Here is a 20,880-nt window from a genome sequence, read left to right as displayed (position 1 = left end):
GCCCGAGGCAGAGTTTATTATGTTCCTTCAACAACATAACGGACACCTCACGGTGCCCGTTATTCGTATGTTCCGTATCCATTTTTCATCGCAGGGTCTCGATCTCTTCGTGCTTGTGATCTTGCTCGTACATCCAAGCCTTAATCTCATTGATATCCATCGGCTTTCCGTAATAATAACCCTGCATGACATGGCAGCCAAGTCCGGTCAAAAAGTCGATATGCTCCTTGTTCTCTACGCCTTCCGCTATGACATCCAGATTCAAATTCTCTGCCATAAGAACGATGGCGTTAACGATGGCGCGCTTGCTGGGCGTGTCCAAATCATTGGTAAACTGTCGGTCCAGCTTTAAAGCATCAATCGGAATCCGGTCCAGGAGTCCAATCGAGGAATAACCGGTTCCGAAATCATCCATGGAGACCTTAACCCCCAAGGACCTGATATTCCCAAGCTGGCGGATAATATCATTGACATCGTGCAGCACCATGGACTCCGCTATCTCAAGCTCTAACAAGCGAGGTTCCAGATTCGCCTTGTCCAGCACGTTTTGAATAAGCTCCAGCAGATTGTCGCCATGGAATAAACGAACCGATAAATTTACCGAGACCGGTTGGACAATCCCACTCTTCTGCCAAATTCTGCACTGTTTGCATGCTTCCTCAAGCGTCCATCGGGTCATCGGTATAATGAGTCCCGTCTCTTCGGCAATCGGAATGAATTCAAGCGGGGATATCACGCCTAAGCGGGGGTGCTTCCAGCGGAGCAGCGCCTCGAATCCGACCAAGCGATCACTTTGCACATTCCATTTGGGCTGATACACAATGAAGAACTCCTTCAGTTCAAACGCTCGTTGAAGGTCCTTCTCCAATTCCATTTTGCGAACCTCTTGAAGACCCATCTCCTCGTCATAGAGGCACTGCTGATTCTTGCCGAGTCCCTTTGCTTTATACATGGCGGTATCCGCATTCTTGAGCAGCGTTGTACGGTCAGAGCTATGGACGGAGCCAATGCTGATTCCGATACTCGCTGTCACATACAACTCGTTACCGTCAATATAGTACACGTTTTTTATTTGTTGGAGTATATCATCAGCTAAATGCTGGGCGTATACCGGGTCGCTTTGCTTCAGAATAATCAGAAATTCGTCCCCGCCGATCCGGAATACCTGCTGGCCGTTTCCAATGAATTGACGCAGGCGTTTACCTACTTCCTGGACCAGCAAATCCCCAACATTATGACCGAGCGTATCGTTGATCGCCTTAAATTGGTCCAAATCCAAAAACAGAATCGTAATCTGCTCTGTCTCGGAATTTGTCTCGAAGAATCGATTCATGTCATTCCGGTTAGGCAATCCCGTGATCGTATCCTGATAAGCCAGCTTTTCCAGCACATGCCGATCAAAAAACATCGCACCCCAGGAGATCAGCAGGATGGCAAAAATCGCGGCCGTTACACCACACAGAAGCAGAAAATCCACAGACTGCGGCTGCTGCGTGAGCATACCGGCATGGGCCTCAAACCGTGCAGCTTTCATTCCTGTATAATGCATCCCGCATACGGCGAATCCCATGACAACCGCCGAACCCCACTTGAGAAAGCTGGACTTGGGATGATTCCGAAAACGGAGAAACAATAATAAAGCCGCATAGGAGGCTACCAATGCAATGATGGCGGACAATACCCAAAAGCCGGGATCATAACTAATTTCGGCATGCATGACCATGGCTTCCATCCCCATGTAATGCATGGTAACGATGCCGCTTCCCATAATGAAGCCGCCAATGGCGATTTTGAACCAGTTAATATTTTTGGGCATCGTAATATAAAACGCGATGAAGGAGGAAACCACGCTGACGAGCATCGACATGATGGTCAGAAAGACATCGTATCTCACACTCATATTCATGTGCATCGCCAGCATGCCGACAAAATGCATGGACCAAATGCCGCTTCCCATGACCATGGCCCCGCCGAATAGCCAAAAAAACTTGGATTTGCCGTTCGAATCCGAAATTTTGGACGTAATATTTAAAGCCGAGTATGAAGCAAGTATAGCAATCGCAATTGAGAGCCCAACAATATAATAGTTATAATTGCCATCCATCTGAGCTGTACACACCCCTTTTGTGAGTAATTCTTAAGTCCTATGAAGATCATACGTTTCCTCGCGGATAACGTTTCTAGTAATTCACGGTGACTCGCCCCGGTGCATATCGGAAAAAAGCGATCTTTATTTCCGCAGCTTCCTAGCCTGCACCATATCCATATTATATCTTTAGTAACTATTCAATTTCTCGACAAACACAGAAAGGTTCGAACGCTCCCGAATCGACATAAGTCTAAAGTACTGAATCATTCTGCGGGTATCTGGACTTATCCTCTGCCCTATGAGAAATGAGGAGAGGCAACTGTCTATTTGATAAATAAAAAAAGCTGCGGGGCCTTTATTAGGTCAGCAGCCTTTATTTTGCCTGTCCTCAAGGTGTAGCTACCTTCGCTTTCCCATTCAAGTACATTTCGCCCCATTCACAGATCTGATCAAGGATCGGTTGCAGCGAAACGCCCATTTCACTCAGCTCGTACACGACCTTAGGCGGCACTTGATTAAAGACCGTTCGCGTGATAATCCCATCCTCCTCCAGCTCCCGCAGCGTCTGGGTTAACATTTTCTGCGTAATATCCGGCATCTGCTTCTTAATTTCACTCGTTCGCTTGGGGCCATAACTTAAGTGACACAGCACAATGACCTTCCACTTGCCGCCGATGACGTCCATGGTCGCCTCAGACGGAATATTGTATTGTCGCTCCCCATTCATAAGAACTTCTCTCCTTTTTGAACGTAAGTGGCATATCTCTGACAACAGGCACTTTGGGGTACTAATGATACTTTTAGGTGCTTATAGAACAATTAAGTGCGTACTTCCTTTCCGTCATTATATGTTACATAATCCCCTTATACCAGTACTGCATCATAAAAACATGGGGTGAAATAACATGCAGCGTATTTACATTGCCGGAGGTTATGGCGTAATCGGGAGTGCTGTTGCCCGGCATATCCGAACGATCAATCAAGAAACCGAGATTATACTCGCCGGAAGGAATCCCGAGAAGGGGAGCTTATTAGTGCAAGAGCTAGGGAACGCCCGTACCGCTTTTTTAGACATCCGCCAGGGTCTGGCTCCAGGGGAGCTGGATCAAGCCGACCTCATCGTTTCTGCGATTCAAGATCCGGCCGACCTCCTCATTCAAGAAGCCCTTGCAAAAGGAATCGCACATATCGGGATCACGAAGCTTGCCGACGAGCTGACACCTATGCTATTCGCCATGCAAAGTCATCCCCCTCAAGCACCGATTGTCCCTCTGGGACATTCGCAAGCGGGGATTCTGACCTTGGTCGCGTATCAGGAGGCGAGGTCTTTCCAGAGCGTCCAATCGATCGGTTTGACGGGTCACTATGATGAACGCGATCCGATGGGCCCTATGACGCTGGAAGATACCGAAGGATTTATCAACCGTGCCCTTATCCGGGAAAACGGGATATGGAATTGGGTTGAGGCTGCGAAGGATCCGAGAAGCATACGTCTTTCAAATGGTTCCCGGGTAGAAGGCCATCCCATGAGTTTATTGGATGTTCCAAGCCTCGCGGCTGTTACGGGAGCGCCTAATATTCGATTCGACTTCGCCATCCATGACTCCATAGGAACACGGGCTGGAGGCAGAGCCTCCCAGGACCTCTACATTGACCTTGAAGGCGTACTTCTTGACGGCCGTTACGCAAAGCGGAGGATCACGTTGACCGATCCGAAGGGACAGGCGCATTTTACGGCCCTCGGTATTCTCCTGTCCATTGAGCGCATTCTGGGCTGGGACGGCTCGCCTCCTGCTCCCGGAGGCTTCTATCTACCGGAAACGCTGGTTCCTCTTGAAACTGCAATGGCACGTATTGAACAATTTGGCATTCAAATTCGAAGAGAAGAAAGAGAAGGTGAACCCTCATGAAGGTATTAACAGTTGTTACGCATCCACGTGAAAATTCCTTTACATTTGCAGTTACCGAGAAGTTTGCACAAGGGCTTAGGGACGCCGGACATGAAACGGAAATTCTGGACCTCCACCGCATCGGTTTCGATCCGGTCCTGTGGGAGGCAGACGAACCCGATTGGTCTGATCCTTCCAAGATTTATTCTCCTGAGGTTGAGGCCGAAATCGCACGGATGAAGGAGCACGACGCGCTGGCCTATGTCTTCCCCGTATGGTGGTACGGAGTCCCTGCCATGCTGAAAGGGTATATCGACCGTGTCTGGAATCATGGCTACGCTTACGGCGGCGGCTCAAAGCTTCATCACCAACAGGTGTTATGGCTTGCGTTAGCAGGGGCTTCGGAAGATCATTTTGCCAAGCGGGGCTATGATCAGATGTTATCCCTTTCCCTTAATGTTGGAATGGCCGACTACTCCGGAATCAAGAATTCCCGTGTGGAATTCTTCTATGATACGCTAGAGGCCAGGCCGGAGCATATGGAGAATTTGCTCGAACGAGCTTATCAGCTGGGATTGCATTATGCCGATTCATAATAGTGCATTACACGGTTCCTAAGAACACAACAGCCTTAGTCCGCGATGAATCCTGGACTAAGGCATATTTGTTGAATTAGCTTGAAATGATTTAACACAGAAGCTTACGAATTACGCATTTCAACGGATTCATTCACCTCGATCAGTTCAACAACAGCCTCACTTTTCAGCGTATTGCCGATCGTGCAGGCTCGTTCTACAACAGATTTCAGCTTCTCCTTGTAGGCGGGATCCAGCGTTGGCGGCAGCGTGACATGGACGTTGAAATGCGAGAATTTATTGCTTTTATCTTCTGCTTTTACCGATGACACTTCGATATGAATGGAGGATTTATCATACTCCACGCCGTCGTAAGCCATTATTTTTTGGAGCGAAATGGACACGCATAGCGCTAAGGACGCTTCCAGAAGTTCTCTCGGAGACAAGCCGCCCTCCAGATTCGGGCCGTGGTTTCCGACGAGCTGAACCCCAGCCTCATTGAATATCCGATCCTGACCCTCTACGATTTTTAACGTTGTCATGTTTTTAGCCTCTTTTCTTTTTGTCTTCATTCAGGATGAACGGCTCTCATCAAGAAGATGGCAAGCTACCTTCTGGTTGGGCCGAACTTCCCTTAAAGCCGGAACTTCTGCCTTGCAGACATCCGTTGCAAAGGGACAGCGCGTATGAAAAACACAGCCGCTCGGCGGAGATAAAGGGGACGGGATTTCCCCCCGCAAGATCACCCGATCCTGTAATCGGCTGCGGGTAAAGTCGGGTACCGCTGAGAACAGCGCCTTCGTATAGGGATGCAGCGGCTCATGGAATAGATCATCCGTTAAAGCTTCTTCCACGATTTTTCCGAGATACATAATGCCGATCCGATCGGAAATATACCGCACCACGCTGATATCATGTGTTATAAATAATAGCGTTAATTTCAATTCCCGCTGCAGACGCTTGAGCATATTCAAAATTTGCGACTGAATGGAGACGTCCAGTGCCGAGACCGGCTCGTCGCATACGATAATCTTCGGATTCATGATAAGCGCGCGCGCCAAGCCCAGACGCTGGCGTTGACCGCCCGAGAATTCATGAGGAAAACGGAAATAATGCTCCGGCTGCAGGCCAACGGTTTTCAGGATGTGAAACACTTTTTCCCGACGCTCTGCCTTGTCTCCCATTTTATGAATAATCAGGGGCTCCTCCAGAATTCGGCCGATTCTTTTCCTCGGGTTGAGCGAAGAGAACGGATCTTGAAAAACAAACTGTACGTCCTTGCGGAATTTCCGGATTTCCTTTCTCGACATCGCAGCCAAATCCCGGTCCCGGTATAGGACCTGACCTTGGCTTGCCGGGGTTAATCCTAGGATCGTACGCCCCGTGGTAGTTTTACCGGAACCGGATTCCCCGACAAGTCCGTATGTCTCTCCCTCTCTTAATTGAAAAGAAACATCCGTTACAGCTTTCACATATCCCTTGGCGCCCCATAACTTACCGAACGATCCGTACACCGGGAACTGCTTGTGAAGGGAGCTTACCTTTAAAATCGAATGATCAGCTGTTTGTTCCAACGGTTGACTCCCTCCCTTTCGGCTCGTTTATGGCCTCGTAATGCCAGCACTTCACTCGATGGTCCATATGTGCCGTTTGCATCGGCGGCTCTGAGGTACGGCATAACTCATCGGCATATGGGCATCTCGTAGAAAAGCCGCAGCCCTGCGGAATATCCGTCAGAGAGGGCACCGTTCCCTCAATGACATGAAGTTCATCGTTTCTGTTTCCTTCCAGCTTGGGGATCGATTGGATCAGTCCCTGCGTATAAGGATGGAGCGGTTTATGAAACAGCTGTTCCGTGGGGGCTTCTTCCACGATTTGCCCCAAGTACATCACCTTCACCCCCGTACAAATTTCCGATACGACACCCAGATCATGCGTGATAAACAGCACGCCCATGCCCATTTTGCGGTTCAAATCGGCGATCAGCTCCAGAATCTGCGCCTGAATCGTTACGTCGAGCGCGGTTGTCGGTTCATCCGCAATCAACAGGTTCGGCTCACAGGAGAGTGCCATGGCAATCATCGCCCGCTGCTGCATTCCCCCCGACAGCTGATGGGGATATTCATCCACCCTCACCTCCGGAGATGGAATACCCGTCATCCGCAGAATCTCAATGGCTTGTTGGCGAGCTTCCTTCTTGGACTTCTTCTGATGGAGTCGAATGGCTTCCCCGATTTGATTACCAATCGTATACACGGGACTAAGAGACGTAAGCGGGTCCTGAAAAACCATAGAGATTTTGTCGCCGCGGACCGCCCGTAATTTAGAAGGCGAGAGAGACAGCAGGTCCTGCTTCTCAAACAGGATCTCTCCCTCGTACTCGATCGCATCCGTATGGTCCAGCAGCCTCATGATCGATTGGGACATGACACTCTTTCCGCTGCCGGATTCTCCGACAATGCCGATGATGTCGCCTTTATTCATGGAAAAGCTGACTCCGTTCACGGCCGTCACTTTCCCCCGCTCGGTATGAAAATGCGTTTTTAGATTTTTCACTTCCAATAGAGGCTCGTTATTCATGAAAATACCTCCAGCTTTATATTCATGACTTTCTCAGCTTTTGCTTCACGCGGGGATCCAGCAAATCTCGCAGCCCATCGCCCAGCAAATTCAGACTGAGTACAGACAGAACGAGTGTGGCCCCGGGGAATACGACCATCCACCATGCCTTATAAATAACTAGTTTGCTTGCTTGCAGAATGTTCCCCCAGCTGGCTTCAGGCGCAGGAATGCCCGCTCCGAGAAAGCTTAGCGCGGCCTCGGATATAATGGCTTCAGCAAATACGAAGGTAGCCTGGACCAATAGAGGCGACAATACATTCGGCACGATGTGCTGCCATATGATGCGCGTTGCGCTTGCTCCCTGGACATGCATCGCCTCGATGTAGGTTTGCTCGCGTACCACCAGCGCGGCCGAGCGGACGACCCGGGCAATATTCGGCGTGAACACGATGGTTAGCGCCGTGATGACATTGATGGCGGATGCGCCGAGTGCGGCCATTAAGGCAATGGCGAGCAGGATTCCCGGAATCGCAATCAATCCGTCACAGATGCGCATAAGAATATGATCCAATGTTTTGTAATACGTCGCATAGACGCCGATCACGAGTCCTAATGCCGAGGATAGCAGCGCAACCACGAGTCCTACGCTAATCGAAACCCTGGCACCGAAGAGAAGCCTGGTTAACAAATCCCGGCCAAATTCGTCGGTACCCAGCCAATGCTCGGCCCCTGGCGGCGTTAAACGGTCTACAACCTTCATGTCGTACGGGCCGTAAGTTGTGAAGAGCGGTCCGATCAGCGCCAGAATTACCAATAAAACAAAGATGGTCGCTCCGATCAACAGCCCGTAGTTCGACCTCAATCGGCGATATCCTAGTGCACGCTGCTCTTTTTTCAGCTTTTTACTGACTTGAGTGACGTATTCTTTTTCCTGAACAGTTGCCATCCAATCACACCTCTTTTATTTGCGTTCCAAACGAACACGCGGATCAACCGCGCCATACAGCAAGTCGATAATCAAGTTGATGGTGACGTACATCAGTGTGACAACAAGCACCACGCCTTGGATCACTGCAAAATCTCTTCTGGCAATGGAATTCAAGATCAATTGACCCAATCCGGGGATATTGAATATCGCCTCCACAACCACGGCCCCTGTCACCAAAGTGCCGAATGTTTGTCCAATAACGGTCAGAATGGGCAGAAACGCGCTCCGGAACGCATGTTTGAACAGCACCTTCATTTCATGCAGGCCTTTGGATCTGGCTGTCTTGATGAAATTCAAATTCAGCACTTCCAGCATGGACGAACGGGTCATCCGCGTAATCAAGGCAGCTTGTATGGATCCAAGCGAAATGCCGGGAAGAATCAGATACTTCATATGTTCCCAGAGCCCGCTGCTCAGCGGTTCATATCCGGCAACCGGCAGCCACTGCAGCTTGACGCCAACAAACAGCATAAGGAACAATCCCAGCAAAAAACTGGGCAAGGCCATGCCCAGCAAGGATACTCCCATCAGTGTATAATCTGCGATGGAACCTCGCTTGTAAGCAGCGATAATTCCAAAGGGAATCGCCAGTATAATTGCGATAACCTGTGCCAGAATGGCCAACGACAGCGTGGGGGTGATATGATCCGCGATGGCTTCGCTAACCGGCTGATTCATGAAGATCGAATCCCCCAGATCCCCCTTGAATACGTTGGCTACCCAGCTTGTATACTGTTCGAGGATCGGGCGATCCAATCCCAGGTCTTGATTCAGCTTCTGTATTTCCTCCTGCGACGCCTCCATGCCCAATATCGCCGCCGCCGGATCTCCTGGCGTAATGTGGATGATCAGAAAAATAGCGATGGTGACAACGGCCAGCACGGGAATCAGCGACAAAAGTCTTTTCGTAATATAAGCCAGCACTACAAATCCCTCATTTGTACATGGTCTATGAATCCAATTTCAAAAAAGGAAGGTGTTATCGAAGTTACTTCGGTAACTTGTAACACCCTCCATATATGCTTACTTCGCTACTTTGGCATTCCAGACCACCGGCGCTTCAAACAGCTCGAAGCCTTCAAGCTTCTTCGTTGTGGCGACGACGCCATTATAATGGCCGATCACGGTGGAGGAAGCAAATTCGTACAGGAAGCCCTGCAGCTTCTCCCATTCCTGCTTGGCGGCTTCCGGCGTGGCTGCGCCGCGAATATCGATCAGCGCCTGCTTGACCGTTTCATTGTCGAGTCCGGCCCAATCCGGATTGACGGCCAGCAGCTGCGGCGGCGTAATCTGATAGCCCGTGCTCGCAACGAAAATGTCCCACTTGGAGCGGTCGTTCTTCGTTTCCAGGAACGTCGGGAAATCGAAGTTCTCCACTTTTACGTTCATGCCGATCTGACGAAGCTGCTCCTGAATGACCAATGTGGCCGTGTACATCTCGTTATAGTCCTTGGTGGTCAGCAGCGTGATTTCTTCGCCGTTATAACCGGCCTCTTGCAGCAGCTGCTTGGCCTTCTCCGGGTTCGACTGGTTGTAATACTCCGCTCCAGCTTCGGTCGACCATTGGACTTGGTTCGTATTCAGGTAACCCGGCGCCAAGGAATATAAATCCGGCTTGGCAAAGCTCGCCAGCATGATCTCTTCATTATTGAACGCGGCGAGAATGGCCTGGCGAATCTTCACGTCCTGTAACAATCCTTCGCTGGTATTGAAAAATGCGGTCAGTGCACCGCCAGGGAACGAGAGCAAATTGATATTGCTGTCGGCAGCAAGCTCATCATAGCTTTCGATCGGAATGCTGTCCGCCACATCGTACTGTCCGGTCTTCACGCCTGCAATCCGCGTGGAGTGGTCCGTGACGAAATGGAAGTACAGATTCTGAGTCGGGGCTTCTTTTCGCCCGTCAAATCCGCTCGGATCCGTATACGCCACCTGATAATAATCGTCGTTTCGCACCAAATGTATGTACTGATCCTGCTTCCATTCCTGGAATTTATAAGGCCCCGTACCGATGTACTCCTTGATCCCGTCAGCCGGCGCTGATTCTACAATCTCTTTCGGCATGATGGAAGGGAACTGCGCTTGTGATGCAATAAGAATCAACACATCCGAGGTAGGCGATTCTACGGTCAGCTTCACGGTATACGTATCGACGGCTTCGAATTTAGCATTCGCCAGCAGCACCTTCGCACGGGACGAGGTCACCAGCCAGCGGTTCATCGAGGCTACAACATCCTCGGACGTCATCTCTTTCCCGTTGTGGAACTTCACGCCTTGGCGAAGGGCGAACGTATACGTTAAACCATCCTCGCTTCGTTCGACGGACTCTGCCAGAGCAGGTACAGGCTCATAGTTTGCGTTCAGTGTGTACAGCTGCTCGAAGATGTTCCCTGCCGTATCCAGCGCAACCGCCGATACCGTCAAGGCCGTATCCAACGTAGGCGGCTGAGCCGTAAGCGCGATGTTCAGCTCGTCTTTGTACTCTTTCTGCTCGGCTTGCTTTTCACTTCCGTTGTCTTCAGCTGCTCCCTCTGCAGCCTGATCGGAACCGCTGCCGCATGCCGCGATCAACAGCATCAGCACGATCGACGATAAGAGTAAACCTAACTTTCTGGCTTTCATTGTAATCCCCCCATGTAGTAGACATTTGCATATGAAATGTATGCATCATGCTCTGTCAAAAACTCTTGAAACGAATGCCCCTCTAAATTCAAAGTTATCTGGTAGGTTTAATAAGTTATGCACATAGTAATGGATTCGGAATTTGCTGTCAATGAAATAATTGATCGTGCTAGAATTAATTTCCTGTTCGCAAAAATTAATAGATTCAACATGCAAGGACTTCGTTCCTCTCCATGGCATCAACCGCCCGCAGCCAGCCCTCCCGCTAAATATAAAAAAGCCCTGGTCCGTCTTTCGAACCAAGGCCCGATTATTAAGTGGCTGGAAAGCCTCGTAAAATCTTTTCCTTACGCCCTTTCATATACCACTGTCCCCACGGATGGAGTTTGTCGAATGCCCCGCCGCAGGCATGGAACAGCTTGATATATCGACCCATTTCTCTCAGCTTCATGAAATACGGGATTTCCCGAAGCCATTTCTCCTCCAGATGATGCTCCAGGCGGTATCCTTCCAGGAACGGGATCAGAAACTGATCCGGTAACGCATCCGCCCCTTCCGATAAACCCGAGAAAAACGCGGCTATCGCAATGTCATCCACGAACCATGAATATCGGCTCGCATCAAAATCAATCAGACACAATGAATCCCCGTGCACGAAAAAATTGCCGTAATGGAAATCCGCATGGATCAGTCCATAAGCGTCCTCAGCAACCGGAAGCTCCGATATAGAATGGAGCAATGCCTGATAACCAAGGGTGATCTCCTTCTCGGATGGCGGTAAATCAATACGCCGGACTTTTTCCGCCTCATCCGACCAATCAGGCCGTCTTGTAACGGGATCCAGATGGATGTACCTCTTGGCGATGCCGTGCATGCGCCCCATGAATTGGCCCATTCGCCTGTATAAGCTCTCATTGGCATCGTTCTCCCCGACCGGACGCCCCTTGGCTTCCTCATAACAGACCGCCGTATAGTCATGATCCTCCGTCCGAATCCGCTCCGCAAGATTTCCTGCCGCCGAGTAGTGCGGCCTCGCAACGCAAACGCCGTTTCTCCCGAGAAACTCCACCCACTGCACCTCGCCTGCAATCTTTGCATACGGTTTATGGGACTCGTCGGTCAAGCGTACATACACGGTCTCCGCACCCTTACGATAAGAACAGACAAGGCTGTGTTCGGAAAAATGCGTCTGAAGTCGATCTCGCTCCAAGAGTCCGAACCTGCTTACAACGGCGGCCATAAGTTCCCTTCTTCGTTCCATTTGCATCGCCTCCCTTCACCATCCGGGTGATCAACTTGAAATAACGTAATAAAAAGCGACCATTGTGGAGCAAGGCATTGAATACGGATCGGTTCAAGCCAATCTTCCGATTTCCGAGACGCTGTCCACCATCGTGAATACGTTCGCCATTTTCGCCAGAATGCTGTCCCTCCAGAAAAACATCCTCGTGGTCGAGCAGGACCTCGCGCCGGAGAAACAGCTGGCGATTCTCAAGCGGATCCTGCTTAATTATTTGCGTGCCTAAGGCTTTGTCCAAATAAAAAAGAGTGTGCAGTCTCGTAACCGCACACTCTTGATTTGATGATGTCTCCGCCTACGCTACAGTCCTGATCCTTCAGCATTTTGGAAGTGGCGCTGATCAGGTTGTTCGTGGTTTCGTTCAGCAGCTCGATTTTCTTCAGGACAATCTTCTGGTTGTACAGGGCACTAGCCACCGTGACCGAGATTTTCAGCGCCGTTACCGTTACGTTTCTCGCCCGATCCACGCCGCGAATCAATTCTTTGTTGTTCCGGATGACCACTTCAATAGCCATGATCCCCTGCTGGTTCACGACCAGCATCTGCTGCAGGTCCATCACGCGCTGGCGCAGCGGAAACAACACTTCTTCAGTAATAAACCGGATTTTATCCTCCGACTCCTGCCGTATTTTAGCCGCCTCGACCTGGGATTCGATCTCTGCGTCCATGAGCATGCCCAGCTGAATTTCCTTTTGCAGCTTTTTGGTGAGCTCGCGGAGGGTTTGCTGTTCAATCTCCAGCGTGGTGTTGTCATTCTTTAATACGGTTTTTCCTTTATCAAGAGAAATGATGATGTCCGAAATGACGGCATCCGCCTTTTGAAACTTGGCAAAATATCGGCGCAGCGGGTTAAATACCATGCCCAGGAGCCCGCTTTTCGCAAAATCCACAACGCTCGGATCCAGATCCTTCAGCTGCAGCTGCAGCTCCGTTAACCCTTTAGCAACTTGACCGCCTTCATCCCCGGTTTTCGATAATCTCCCCACCTGAACCTGCAGGAGCGCATTCTTCTCCGAGGAGGATCTCATCGTGCTGATGCCAAAGCTTTCAATGGATTGCAGCACCTGTCTTCGCTTCTCGAGCGATTCAATATCCAGCTCCATGATGGCCTGCACATTGTTAGCCGCCAGCTCCTTCAGCTGCGTGACTTCTTCCGGCTCAGGCTTCACCTGCTCCTCAATCGCCGTCTTGATCTCCTCGGGACTTATGACTTCCATCGTAAATGACAATATAACCCCTCCTCCAAGTTTCTTGTGTAACTCTTATAACGCTTGTGATGATGCTACATCTGCACATTCAGCAGCTGGCTGATTTTGTATACGACATCGTCGGTATCCGCGTTGATGCTGGCTGCTTCATTGATGCTGGAGATGCTTTGAAGCGCTTGAATGTTAGCATTGTAGCCAATCGTGTACACCGGAATTTTGTAGGCTTGGATCAGTTCCCGAATGTCGTCAAGAGAGTGCCCAACGTTGGTCTCTCCATCACTCAGCACAAAAATCAGGGGTTTCACGTCCGGATTCGCCGCCATCTCGTCCTGAAGCATCTTCATCGCCACCGCAATGCCGTCAAAGGTGGCGGTATTCCCGCTGGCTTCAAGACTGTTGATCGCCCCGACAAACATCGACTGCTGATTCAAGTCATACTTCCCGATCGGCAGATTAATCGTGACATCCGTGGAATACGATACAAAGCCGATGCTGTTGTCCCGGCCCAAATATTTCTGTCCCGTCAACAGCGATTCCTTGAGGCGGTTTAACGGCTCGCCGTCCATGCTCCCCGACACATCCGCCACAAACACGGCTGCAACCGGCTTGTTGCCGTCCTTCTTCTCCTTCCACAGCTTCTGGGCGGACGGAAGCAGGCTGCTGTCAACAACTTCAAGCTCGGATCGGTAATCATTCAGACCATTGAATCCTTTTTTGTCGGCCATCTTCTGGTATTTGTCCTGCTCGACAAACGCCGCGAATTTCTTAATGATTTCCAGCTTCTCACTCGGCAATTTCCCGAGCGCATACAAGGGACTGTCATGCCTTACGCCAAACGGGGTAAAGACATAACCGCTCTTCATATCCGCCGCGTTGACATAGGTCTGATACTCCAGGACAAAAGCATCCAGCATGCCGGACTTCGCCGCCTCGCGCATCTGGATCGTGGTCGAAGCCGTGAAAGGGACGTTCGCCTGGAATTTCTCGAAGCCCTGTACTGCTTTTTCGCTAAGCAGATCCGAGCTGTCAAACGTTTCAAGGGCCGTGATCAGAAAGTTAAGACCCGTCGAGCTGGCAAAAGGATCCGTATACCCCATCGCCAACTCATTATTCGCTATCGCATCCGTCAGCGTTTTGACGTTCAAGGAGCCGTACTTCTCCACCAGCTCGTCATATTTGGCCTTTCGGGTGACCACGCCGGTCACGTTCCCCGTGAGACGCTTGGATACTAGCTCGGCTTTGACGCCATATTCCCTAACCATCTCCCCCCACAGCTCATTGGAAGGGGTAAACGCGTCCGGCACGTACTTCCCGGATGTTATGTAATCGGTTGCGGTTCCCGAAGCAATATTGCGGATTTTCACGGATACCGGCTGGCCGTTCACTACCGGCCTGGATTTGTTGAATTCCTCTGCCACTTCGTTCAGCCATCCGTCAATGCCAGGCCCTGCCTTCTCGGGCGAGGAGAAGATCTCAACGTACAAGTCCGTCGTATTCTCGACCGAGATCGGAAACTTGGATATATCGGGCAGGGAGTCGGCTACGGCCACCGGGTCCAGATCGACTTGGCCTTTTATGGGGTCGGCTGTCGTGACGGCAATATCCTTGTAGATTTTGTTGATCTTTTTAGCGGCGCCTTCCGAATCGACCTCGGCTTGGCTTTTGCCCAGATTGGAGGTTAACGTGATCCCCGCGTACACTAGAACAAACACGACCACTGCAATGGCCACAAATACAACAAAGGCACTACCCTTGCTTCGCATAATCATCTCCCTCTCTTATTGCTTATATAGTTTGGTTTGTTTGATTAACATATCGATTTCCTTCATGCAGGGCATCTCCTCCACATCCCGGTAATCGGTGCTGCCAAGCAAGGAAATCTCCAGCAGCAGTTTATCGAGCTTGAGCATGATCTCCTCATTCGCTTCCAAATAACCGGTTACGTAAGCCAGATACTCTTGGTACAGAGCTGTTTTTTTCTGCGCCACCTTGCTGGATGGCTGGGAGGTTTCGGGCTGATCGGCCATGCGGTTGAAATCGGATGCGGCGAAGACGCCCAGCTTGTTCAGAATCCCCCGGATATTGAGATAAAACAGCTTCTCCACCTCATCAATGACCGCCATGAATTTCTTGTAACTGAGCTCCGTTTGTTCAAAACGCTGTCCCAGGACGTTCAGCAGCGCGTTTCTCTTTTTCTCGATTCGCTCCAATTGGTCCAGGGCAAGGGCAATATCATTCTTCAGCACTTTCACGTTGCGATAATGATGAAGCGCGTCTATGTAATCCTCACGGGTCTGAATCGTTTGGATCGCCTTCGCAGCCGGAGGCTTGAATAACAAGACATAACTGCCATAAAAGAGTGCAAGAGCACTGACAACCCATACGGTGATGATCAATGCCGACTGGAAGGCGCTGTCGCCGCCGATTTGGAATCCGAGCAGCCCGGGCGAGACCAGGACAATATTCACGATCGCGATAACCGCCATAAGCAGGAGCAGCTTCACGGATTTCGAGCCATTCAAGAATTAACACCTCCCCTACTCCTATAGAGCGATGACTGATTTTGACTTATAACCGCCTTTTGAAACATTGTAAAAACATAGGTAAATGAAGGATATAACACATACTACGTCTCAGTTCGAAGTTAGATGCATTTTCCTCACGCGATAGGCCCGCCGATTCACAATTCATACATTTGGTATTGGTATCAGATAATCTCCTAGCTAATATGATGCGGGCATGATCGCCCGTGTCTGGAAAGCCATGGCGGACACAGAGAAATTGTTGTGGAAGCAGAGAGGCCAAGCCGAGGCAAGCAAGATCATAGAGGTAGGGTAACTATATCAAAATTACATAAATAATCCAATGATTCTGCGACAAAAGGCACAAAAAAAGTCCTTCAGGAGTTGCCTGAAAGACTTCTGCTTAGAAATAGAAAGGCCGCTTCCGAGCAGACTTTAAGCTTTGCCTCGCGGCAGCTTATCCGCATACCGGGCCCGCAGTTCACCTAAATAATCCAGCCTGCGCAGCACCTTCTCCTTATTCAGCATGCCGATGCTCAGAATGAGCTGCTCGATCAGCAATAGCGGCGTCACCATGGAATGAAACTCGCCCATATCCCCCCGACTGACAAAAAACGAGATTCGCGCCGGTGTTCCATAACGGAAGTCCTCCCGGTCGGTGATCATGATCGCCGCATTCTGCACGCGGCTTACGCAGTCCAGAATGACCTCCGTTTCCGGGAGCATCCGGGTGAAGCTGAAGATCAGCACGACATCCTCGCTTTCCAGGTGCGCCAGCGATTCCAGCAGTTCATGGCCGCTTCCGGCCATGATTCGAACCGACATGCCGAACCGGGATAAACGGTACGATAGCAGCTCACCCAGCATCAGGGATGGACCTGGTGCATAGATATAGACACGTCTTGCGGAAGCCATCAATCCGGCTGCTTCCTCCAGCTCCTCGGGATGGATCCTCTCTATCGTATCTTGCAGATGGTGCTTCGCCTGTTCCAGCATTTTCACCGGCAGACTGGACGCGTCCAGCCGGGATATCGTCTTTTCCAGTTTCACCGCAGGCGTCGAATCCGAGGACTCCCGCAGCTTGAGCTTAAACGCCTTGGCATTATCGTAACCGACGGCACGCCAAAACCGGGATACGGTCGCGATGCTGGTGCCAAGCCGATCGGCGATTTCCTGCTCGGTCATGAACAGCATCTCCTCAGGATAACGTTCGATAAAATCGGCAATTTTGAGCTGACTCGGCGAAAATCCGGATTTATCGGAAAACCAATTTTTCAATGCTGCTGCACTCCTTCTACGATCAGTCTTCAGCGTTCGGTATGAACTCATCATACGCCGTGATTGTTATGTAAATTTTATTTCATAGTTACAACTATGTAAAAAATATTACAATGCGTTGACATAGTGCTCCGTTCATTTTAATAATCGCCTCCTATACTGATAACAAATCCATTCCCAAGGAGGCTTCTTTTAATGGCAAGCAATGCACGCGTATATACCCTAACGTCTTCGCAAAAAATGATGATTTTTGTATTGTCCATGTCGCTGTACGGCCTATCCAATATGTTCACTGAGCTTATCCCCGCGTTCCGCCTGGGTCCGATCGAGCTGTCCGTCGAATACTTCGCGTTCATCCCCTTGACGCTCTGCATGCTGTTCCATCCTTTTTATGCGGCTGTGGGGGCTGCGCTCGGCGAGGTCATCTTCGGCGAACTCATGCTCGGGCAGTTCGGCGGCCTCGGAGAGCTGGAGAAGTTTCTCACCTTCTCCTTTGCCATGTACGTTGCCGGCCGTTTGGTCAAAACCCCCCTCAATCGCGCTCAGGTAGGCATCGCCGCCATGTCGGGCGTCATCATCCATCAGTTGTGCAGCTCTCTGGTAGACATCGGCAAGGTGTGGATCGGCGTTGAAGAATTCGAAGCCGTGCCCGGGCTTGCACAAAGCGTCGTCCTTGTCGAAGGCATCGGTTTCCTGAACGATGTGCTGTTCTCCGGCATTCTGTTTGCTCTTCTGCCTACATTATATCTGGTTCCAAGGTTGTATGGAAAAATCGAGCCACTGCTCGGCATCAAACCCCGCCAGAAGCTTACGAAATACGAAGCCGCCGGCATCATCTCGCCCAAGCTGGTCCTGGCTGGAATCGCTTTGGCGCTGGTTGCCTTCGGAGCGGAATCCCTTTCGGAAACGGACTGGAACTTCGGCGAGTGGGACAGCGGGTTTGCAGACCGGTTGGGCATCGGCGCAATCTGGATCAGCATCGGTGCAGCCGCCATCGTTGCCATTGCGGTTCTGACGTTCATGCGGACCAGAAGAAACCGCGGTCTTCAAGAAGAGAAGAAGTCGGGGAACCTGCCTTATGCATAAACCATTCTTGCATGAAGCCCCGGCTATCCGAATCGCAGACGTCACCTTCGTCTACCCCGGTTCGGAGCAGCCCGTGCTGAATGAGGCATCCCTGCATATTCGCCGCGGAAGCTTTACGGCGATCATCGGAGGAAACGGCTGCGGCAAATCCACGCTCTGCAAGCTGTTCAACGGATTGATTCCCCACTATTATTCAGGCGACTTCACAGGAACCGTTGAAATCTGCGGGGTTTCCGCCGAGAACCGGACAGTCTCCGAACTGTCGCGGATGGTGGGGTATGTCTATCAGGATTTCGATAACCAGCTTGTCCGTCCGACGGTCATGGATGAAGCCAACTTCGCTCCGCTGAATTACGGACTCCCGGACTACCGGGCCATGGGCGCCAGGGCACTCGATATGTGCGGATTAACCCATCTGAAGGAACGCTATATCTGGGAGCTGAGCGGCGGGCAGAAGCATCTGCTCGCCTTGGCGGGAGCCCTCTCGCTGGAACCGGATATTCTCGTGGTGGATGAGCCGGTATCCCAGCTTGATCCCCAGCATGCCAAGCAAGTATATAATGTGCTGCGCCAATTAAATCAGGTCCATGGGAAGACTGTTATCGTGATCGAGCATCATACAGAGTTTATTGGCGATTACTGCGAGGAAGTGTGCCTGATGGAGCAAGGGAAAGTACTGTGGCAGCGCCCGGTAGTCCAAGCGCTGAACAGCCTCGATGATCTGGAGCGGCTGGGCATCCAGCCACCCCAGGTGACCAAGGCAGCGGTACAGCTGTCTTCGATTCTGCTGAATGGCGGCATTGCCCCCGGTAGTCTGCAGGATGGACACTCGATAATGGTCGGCTCCAATTCTCATTCTATGGGATTGTCCGGATATCAGCTGCAGCAGCCTTACCCTATTACGGCTGAGGAAGCAGAGGTCTATTTTGGAGAGCTTCTGCACAGGCACACGGCTCCCCCGTCTCTGCTTGATCATTCACCCACCGATGCTAGAGCTGGCGGTATTTCACCCGCTGACACCACCGTGAAGAACCCGGATGATAACCAGCCCCGCATCCTGCAGGGCGATGAAACAGAACGTCATCCGGAGCATGGCACGCTCGTGCATTTTAATCGCTCCGTACTGCGCTACCGAACGATTCATAAGGCGGAGCATGAGGTGCTCCGGGGCATTAATCTTCGCCTGTATGAAGGGGAGCGCATCGCGCTTGTAGGCAACAACGGCGCGGGCAAATCATCTCTTCTGAAGCTGATTGCCGGCATCGCCAAGCCTTCCGGCGGCTCCGTCTCGATTATGGGTAGGAATACCAAGGATTTATCGATGGAGCAAATATCCGCTAACGTGGCTTACGTCTTCCAGAATCCAGAGGATATGTTTATTGAAGATAATGTATATAAAGAAGTGGCCTACGGCTTAAAGAGCCGCCGCCACCCGGAAGCTGAGGACAAGGTTCAGCGCATGCTGACCCATTTCCGGCTTCAGTCTCTCAAGGAACGGGACGCCCGTCTCCTCAGCGGTGGCCAGCAGCGCCGCGTGTCCCTGGCCATAGGGGCCGCCATGATGCCCCGGCTGATTCTGCTCGATGAGCCAACGGCCAATCTGGACATGTCCACTCGCGAGGAGCTGCTGGGTACGCTGCAAGAACTGGAGGGTCATGTCCGCACCGTCATCATCGCCACCCATGATATGCAGCTGGTTCACGAATGGGCGACCAGAGTGATCGTGTTAAATCAAGGCGTCGTGGCCGGCGACGGCACCGTCTCCGAGATTTTCGCCGATTCCGAGCTTATTTCCCGGGCCGGGCTCGTACCGACCCAGATGATGGATTTATCGACAAGGCTGGGCGTCCTGCCCCCAACCAGCTCGCCGGCCGAGTTTGCACAGTATATGTACGGCATTCTGAGCGGAAAGGAGATTCACTGCCATGCAGCTAGTCCGCAACTGGTTTAACAAGATTACGATTGAACGGATTCAACTCGAGTTGATGAATACCGCCTACGGAAGCGGCCATGCCTCACTTTCCCGGTTGGACCCTCGATGCATGCTAATCTGGTACCTGTTCTTCGCTGTCGCACCCTGGTTCATCTCCAGCATCACCGTGCTGGCTGGATTGTTTCTGCTGATGGTGGTTACCACCATTTTGTCGCGAGTAACGCCGTTCATCATCTTCGTGCTATGTCTCGGCTTGATCGGCCAGGTCGGCTGGCTGTTTATGGTGTCCCTCTTTTTCGGCGGGGACATCAGTTCCGCGCTGCCGCTGCTGAAGCTGACCTTAAAGCTGTCGGTTGTATCGCTTGCGAGCATTACGCTCTTCTCCGGCATGGATCCGGAGAAAATCAGCGACGGCCTGCTTGCGCTCGGCATGCCTGCCGCCTTCTCGTTCAGCTTGTCATACGGTTATCGGATTCTCCCCGTATTGTTCGAAGAATTCCGGAATGTAATGCTGTCTTACCGATTGCGGGGAAAAGCTCCGGAACGCCAAGGTTTTCTCTACTGGCGACTCGCGGCCTATTATCTAAAACTGTTGGTGTTATCCTTCTTCCCCTTGATGCTGGCTACCGCCAAACGTTCCCGCACGACGGTAGAAGCGCTGGAGACCCGCGGGTTCTCCTACGGCATGAAGAATCCGGCCGCCAAGAAGCTGAAGCTGTCCCACCTGATCCTGTCCGCGCGGGATGTGCTGTTCCTGTCCGGGACGGCAGCATATACCGCATTATTGTTCTGGATCGGCTGACCTTACCACTGACTTATACGAGGAGT

19 protein-coding genes are annotated in these 20,880 nt (G+C 51.2%); 6 read left to right on the top strand and 13 right to left on the bottom strand.

The window, feature by feature from the left end:
- Nucleotides 1–85 precede the first annotated feature (85 nt).
- The gene (locus DP091_RS15415) at nucleotides 86–2,104 is read right to left on the bottom strand and encodes a bifunctional diguanylate cyclase/phosphodiesterase (RefSeq protein ID WP_113059125.1); all 2,019 of its coding nucleotides are present in this window, start codon (nucleotides 2,102–2,104) and stop codon (nucleotides 86–88) included.
- A 373-nt stretch (nucleotides 2,105–2,477) separates the two neighbouring features.
- Complete coding sequence (locus DP091_RS15410) at nucleotides 2,478–2,816, bottom strand: winged helix-turn-helix transcriptional regulator (protein ID WP_113059124.1); 339 nt, start codon at nucleotides 2,814–2,816, stop codon at nucleotides 2,478–2,480.
- A gap of 178 nt (nucleotides 2,817–2,994) precedes the next feature.
- On the opposite strand from DP091_RS15410, the gene DP091_RS15405 reads away from it, so the two are divergent.
- Both DP091_RS15405 and DP091_RS15400 read left to right on the top strand, forming a co-directional pair.
- A complete protein-coding gene (locus DP091_RS15405; RefSeq protein ID WP_113059123.1) occupies nucleotides 2,995–3,999 on the top strand; it encodes a Rossmann-fold NAD(P)-binding domain-containing protein in 1,005 nt (334 codons plus the stop codon).
- On the top strand, nucleotides 3,996–4,574 hold the full coding sequence (locus DP091_RS15400) for an NAD(P)H oxidoreductase (RefSeq protein ID WP_113059122.1): 579 nt from the start codon (nucleotides 3,996–3,998) through the stop codon (nucleotides 4,572–4,574). Before DP091_RS15405 ends, DP091_RS15400 begins: the two co-directional genes overlap by 4 nt.
- Before the next feature lie 104 nt (nucleotides 4,575–4,678).
- Here DP091_RS15400 and DP091_RS15395 read toward each other — a convergent pair whose 3' ends face one another.
- From DP091_RS15395 to DP091_RS15365, 7 genes are all read right to left on the bottom strand, one after another.
- Nucleotides 4,679–5,095, bottom strand: coding sequence for an OsmC family protein (locus tag DP091_RS15395; RefSeq protein ID WP_113059121.1), 417 nt, complete (start codon nucleotides 5,093–5,095; stop codon nucleotides 4,679–4,681).
- Nucleotides 5,096–5,125: 30 nt separating this feature from the next.
- Nucleotides 5,126–6,127 (bottom strand): ABC transporter ATP-binding protein, encoded by a 1,002-nt coding sequence (locus DP091_RS15390; RefSeq protein ID WP_113059120.1) that lies wholly within the window; start codon nucleotides 6,125–6,127, stop codon nucleotides 5,126–5,128.
- Nucleotides 6,111–7,133, bottom strand: a complete 1,023-nt coding sequence (locus DP091_RS15385; protein ID WP_113059119.1) for an ABC transporter ATP-binding protein — start codon at nucleotides 7,131–7,133, stop codon at nucleotides 6,111–6,113. The genes DP091_RS15390 and DP091_RS15385 overlap by 17 nt, the downstream gene beginning before the upstream one ends.
- A 22-nt stretch (nucleotides 7,134–7,155) precedes the next feature.
- Nucleotides 7,156–8,061 (bottom strand): ABC transporter permease, encoded by a 906-nt coding sequence (locus DP091_RS15380; protein WP_113059118.1) that lies wholly within the window; start codon nucleotides 8,059–8,061, stop codon nucleotides 7,156–7,158.
- A gap of 15 nt (nucleotides 8,062–8,076) precedes the next feature.
- Entirely contained in the window at nucleotides 8,077–9,027 is a 951-nt protein-coding gene (locus DP091_RS15375) for an ABC transporter permease (protein WP_113059117.1), read from the bottom strand.
- Between the two features lie 99 nt (nucleotides 9,028–9,126).
- A complete protein-coding gene (locus DP091_RS15370) occupies nucleotides 9,127–10,725 on the bottom strand; it encodes an ABC transporter substrate-binding protein (protein WP_113059116.1) in 1,599 nt (532 codons plus the stop codon).
- Nucleotides 10,726–11,038: 313 nt separating this feature from the next.
- Nucleotides 11,039–11,986, bottom strand: a complete 948-nt coding sequence (locus tag DP091_RS15365; protein WP_258394540.1) for a phosphotransferase enzyme family protein — start codon at nucleotides 11,984–11,986, stop codon at nucleotides 11,039–11,041.
- 64 nt (nucleotides 11,987–12,050) lie between these two features.
- Between DP091_RS15365 and DP091_RS15360 the strand changes: the two genes are divergently transcribed.
- Nucleotides 12,051–12,251, top strand: coding sequence for a hypothetical protein (locus DP091_RS15360; RefSeq protein WP_258394539.1), 201 nt, complete (start codon nucleotides 12,051–12,053; stop codon nucleotides 12,249–12,251).
- Here the strand turns inward: DP091_RS15360 and DP091_RS15355 are convergent.
- The 4 genes from DP091_RS15355 to DP091_RS15340 all read right to left on the bottom strand — a co-directional run bounded on the left by DP091_RS15355 (nucleotide 12,232) and on the right by DP091_RS15340 (nucleotide 17,033).
- The gene (locus DP091_RS15355; protein WP_258394538.1) at nucleotides 12,232–13,254 is read right to left on the bottom strand and encodes a toxic anion resistance protein; all 1,023 of its coding nucleotides are present in this window, start codon (nucleotides 13,252–13,254) and stop codon (nucleotides 12,232–12,234) included. The genes DP091_RS15360 and DP091_RS15355 overlap by 20 nt on opposite strands.
- 53 nt (nucleotides 13,255–13,307) lie before the next feature.
- On the bottom strand, nucleotides 13,308–14,996 hold the full coding sequence (locus DP091_RS15350) for a vWA domain-containing protein (protein WP_113059115.1): 1,689 nt from the start codon (nucleotides 14,994–14,996) through the stop codon (nucleotides 13,308–13,310).
- Nucleotides 14,997–15,011: 15 nt separating this feature from the next.
- Nucleotides 15,012–15,755 carry a hypothetical protein gene (locus tag DP091_RS15345; protein ID WP_113059114.1) on the bottom strand — a complete coding sequence of 248 codons (744 nt, stop codon included), beginning with the start codon at nucleotides 15,753–15,755 and terminating at the stop codon, nucleotides 15,012–15,014.
- A gap of 435 nt (nucleotides 15,756–16,190) precedes the next feature.
- Nucleotides 16,191–17,033 (bottom strand): MurR/RpiR family transcriptional regulator, encoded by an 843-nt coding sequence (locus DP091_RS15340; RefSeq protein WP_113059113.1) that lies wholly within the window; start codon nucleotides 17,031–17,033, stop codon nucleotides 16,191–16,193.
- Between the two features lie 195 nt (nucleotides 17,034–17,228).
- Between DP091_RS15340 and DP091_RS15335 the strand changes: the two genes are divergently transcribed.
- The 3 genes from DP091_RS15335 to DP091_RS15325 are packed head-to-tail and all read left to right on the top strand — an operon-like array spanning nucleotide 17,229 to nucleotide 20,854.
- Nucleotides 17,229–18,119, top strand: a complete 891-nt coding sequence (locus tag DP091_RS15335; RefSeq protein ID WP_113059112.1) for a DUF8171 family membrane protein — start codon at nucleotides 17,229–17,231, stop codon at nucleotides 18,117–18,119.
- Entirely contained in the window at nucleotides 18,112–20,070 is a 1,959-nt protein-coding gene (locus tag DP091_RS15330; protein ID WP_113059111.1) for an ABC transporter ATP-binding protein, read from the top strand. Before DP091_RS15335 ends, DP091_RS15330 begins: the two co-directional genes overlap by 8 nt.
- Nucleotides 20,045–20,854, top strand: a complete 810-nt coding sequence (locus tag DP091_RS15325; RefSeq protein ID WP_113059110.1) for an energy-coupling factor transporter transmembrane component T family protein — start codon at nucleotides 20,045–20,047, stop codon at nucleotides 20,852–20,854. Before DP091_RS15330 ends, DP091_RS15325 begins: the two co-directional genes overlap by 26 nt.
- Nucleotides 20,855–20,880 lie beyond the last annotated feature (26 nt).

Origin of the sequence: Paenibacillus sp. MDMC362, from assembly GCF_003269305.1 — a bacterium.
Classification (GTDB): Bacteria; Bacillota; Bacilli; order Paenibacillales; family Paenibacillaceae; genus Paenibacillus_AQ.
The sequence above is the reverse complement of the archived record's forward strand: the minus strand, read 5'-3'. Positions and strand labels throughout refer to the sequence as shown.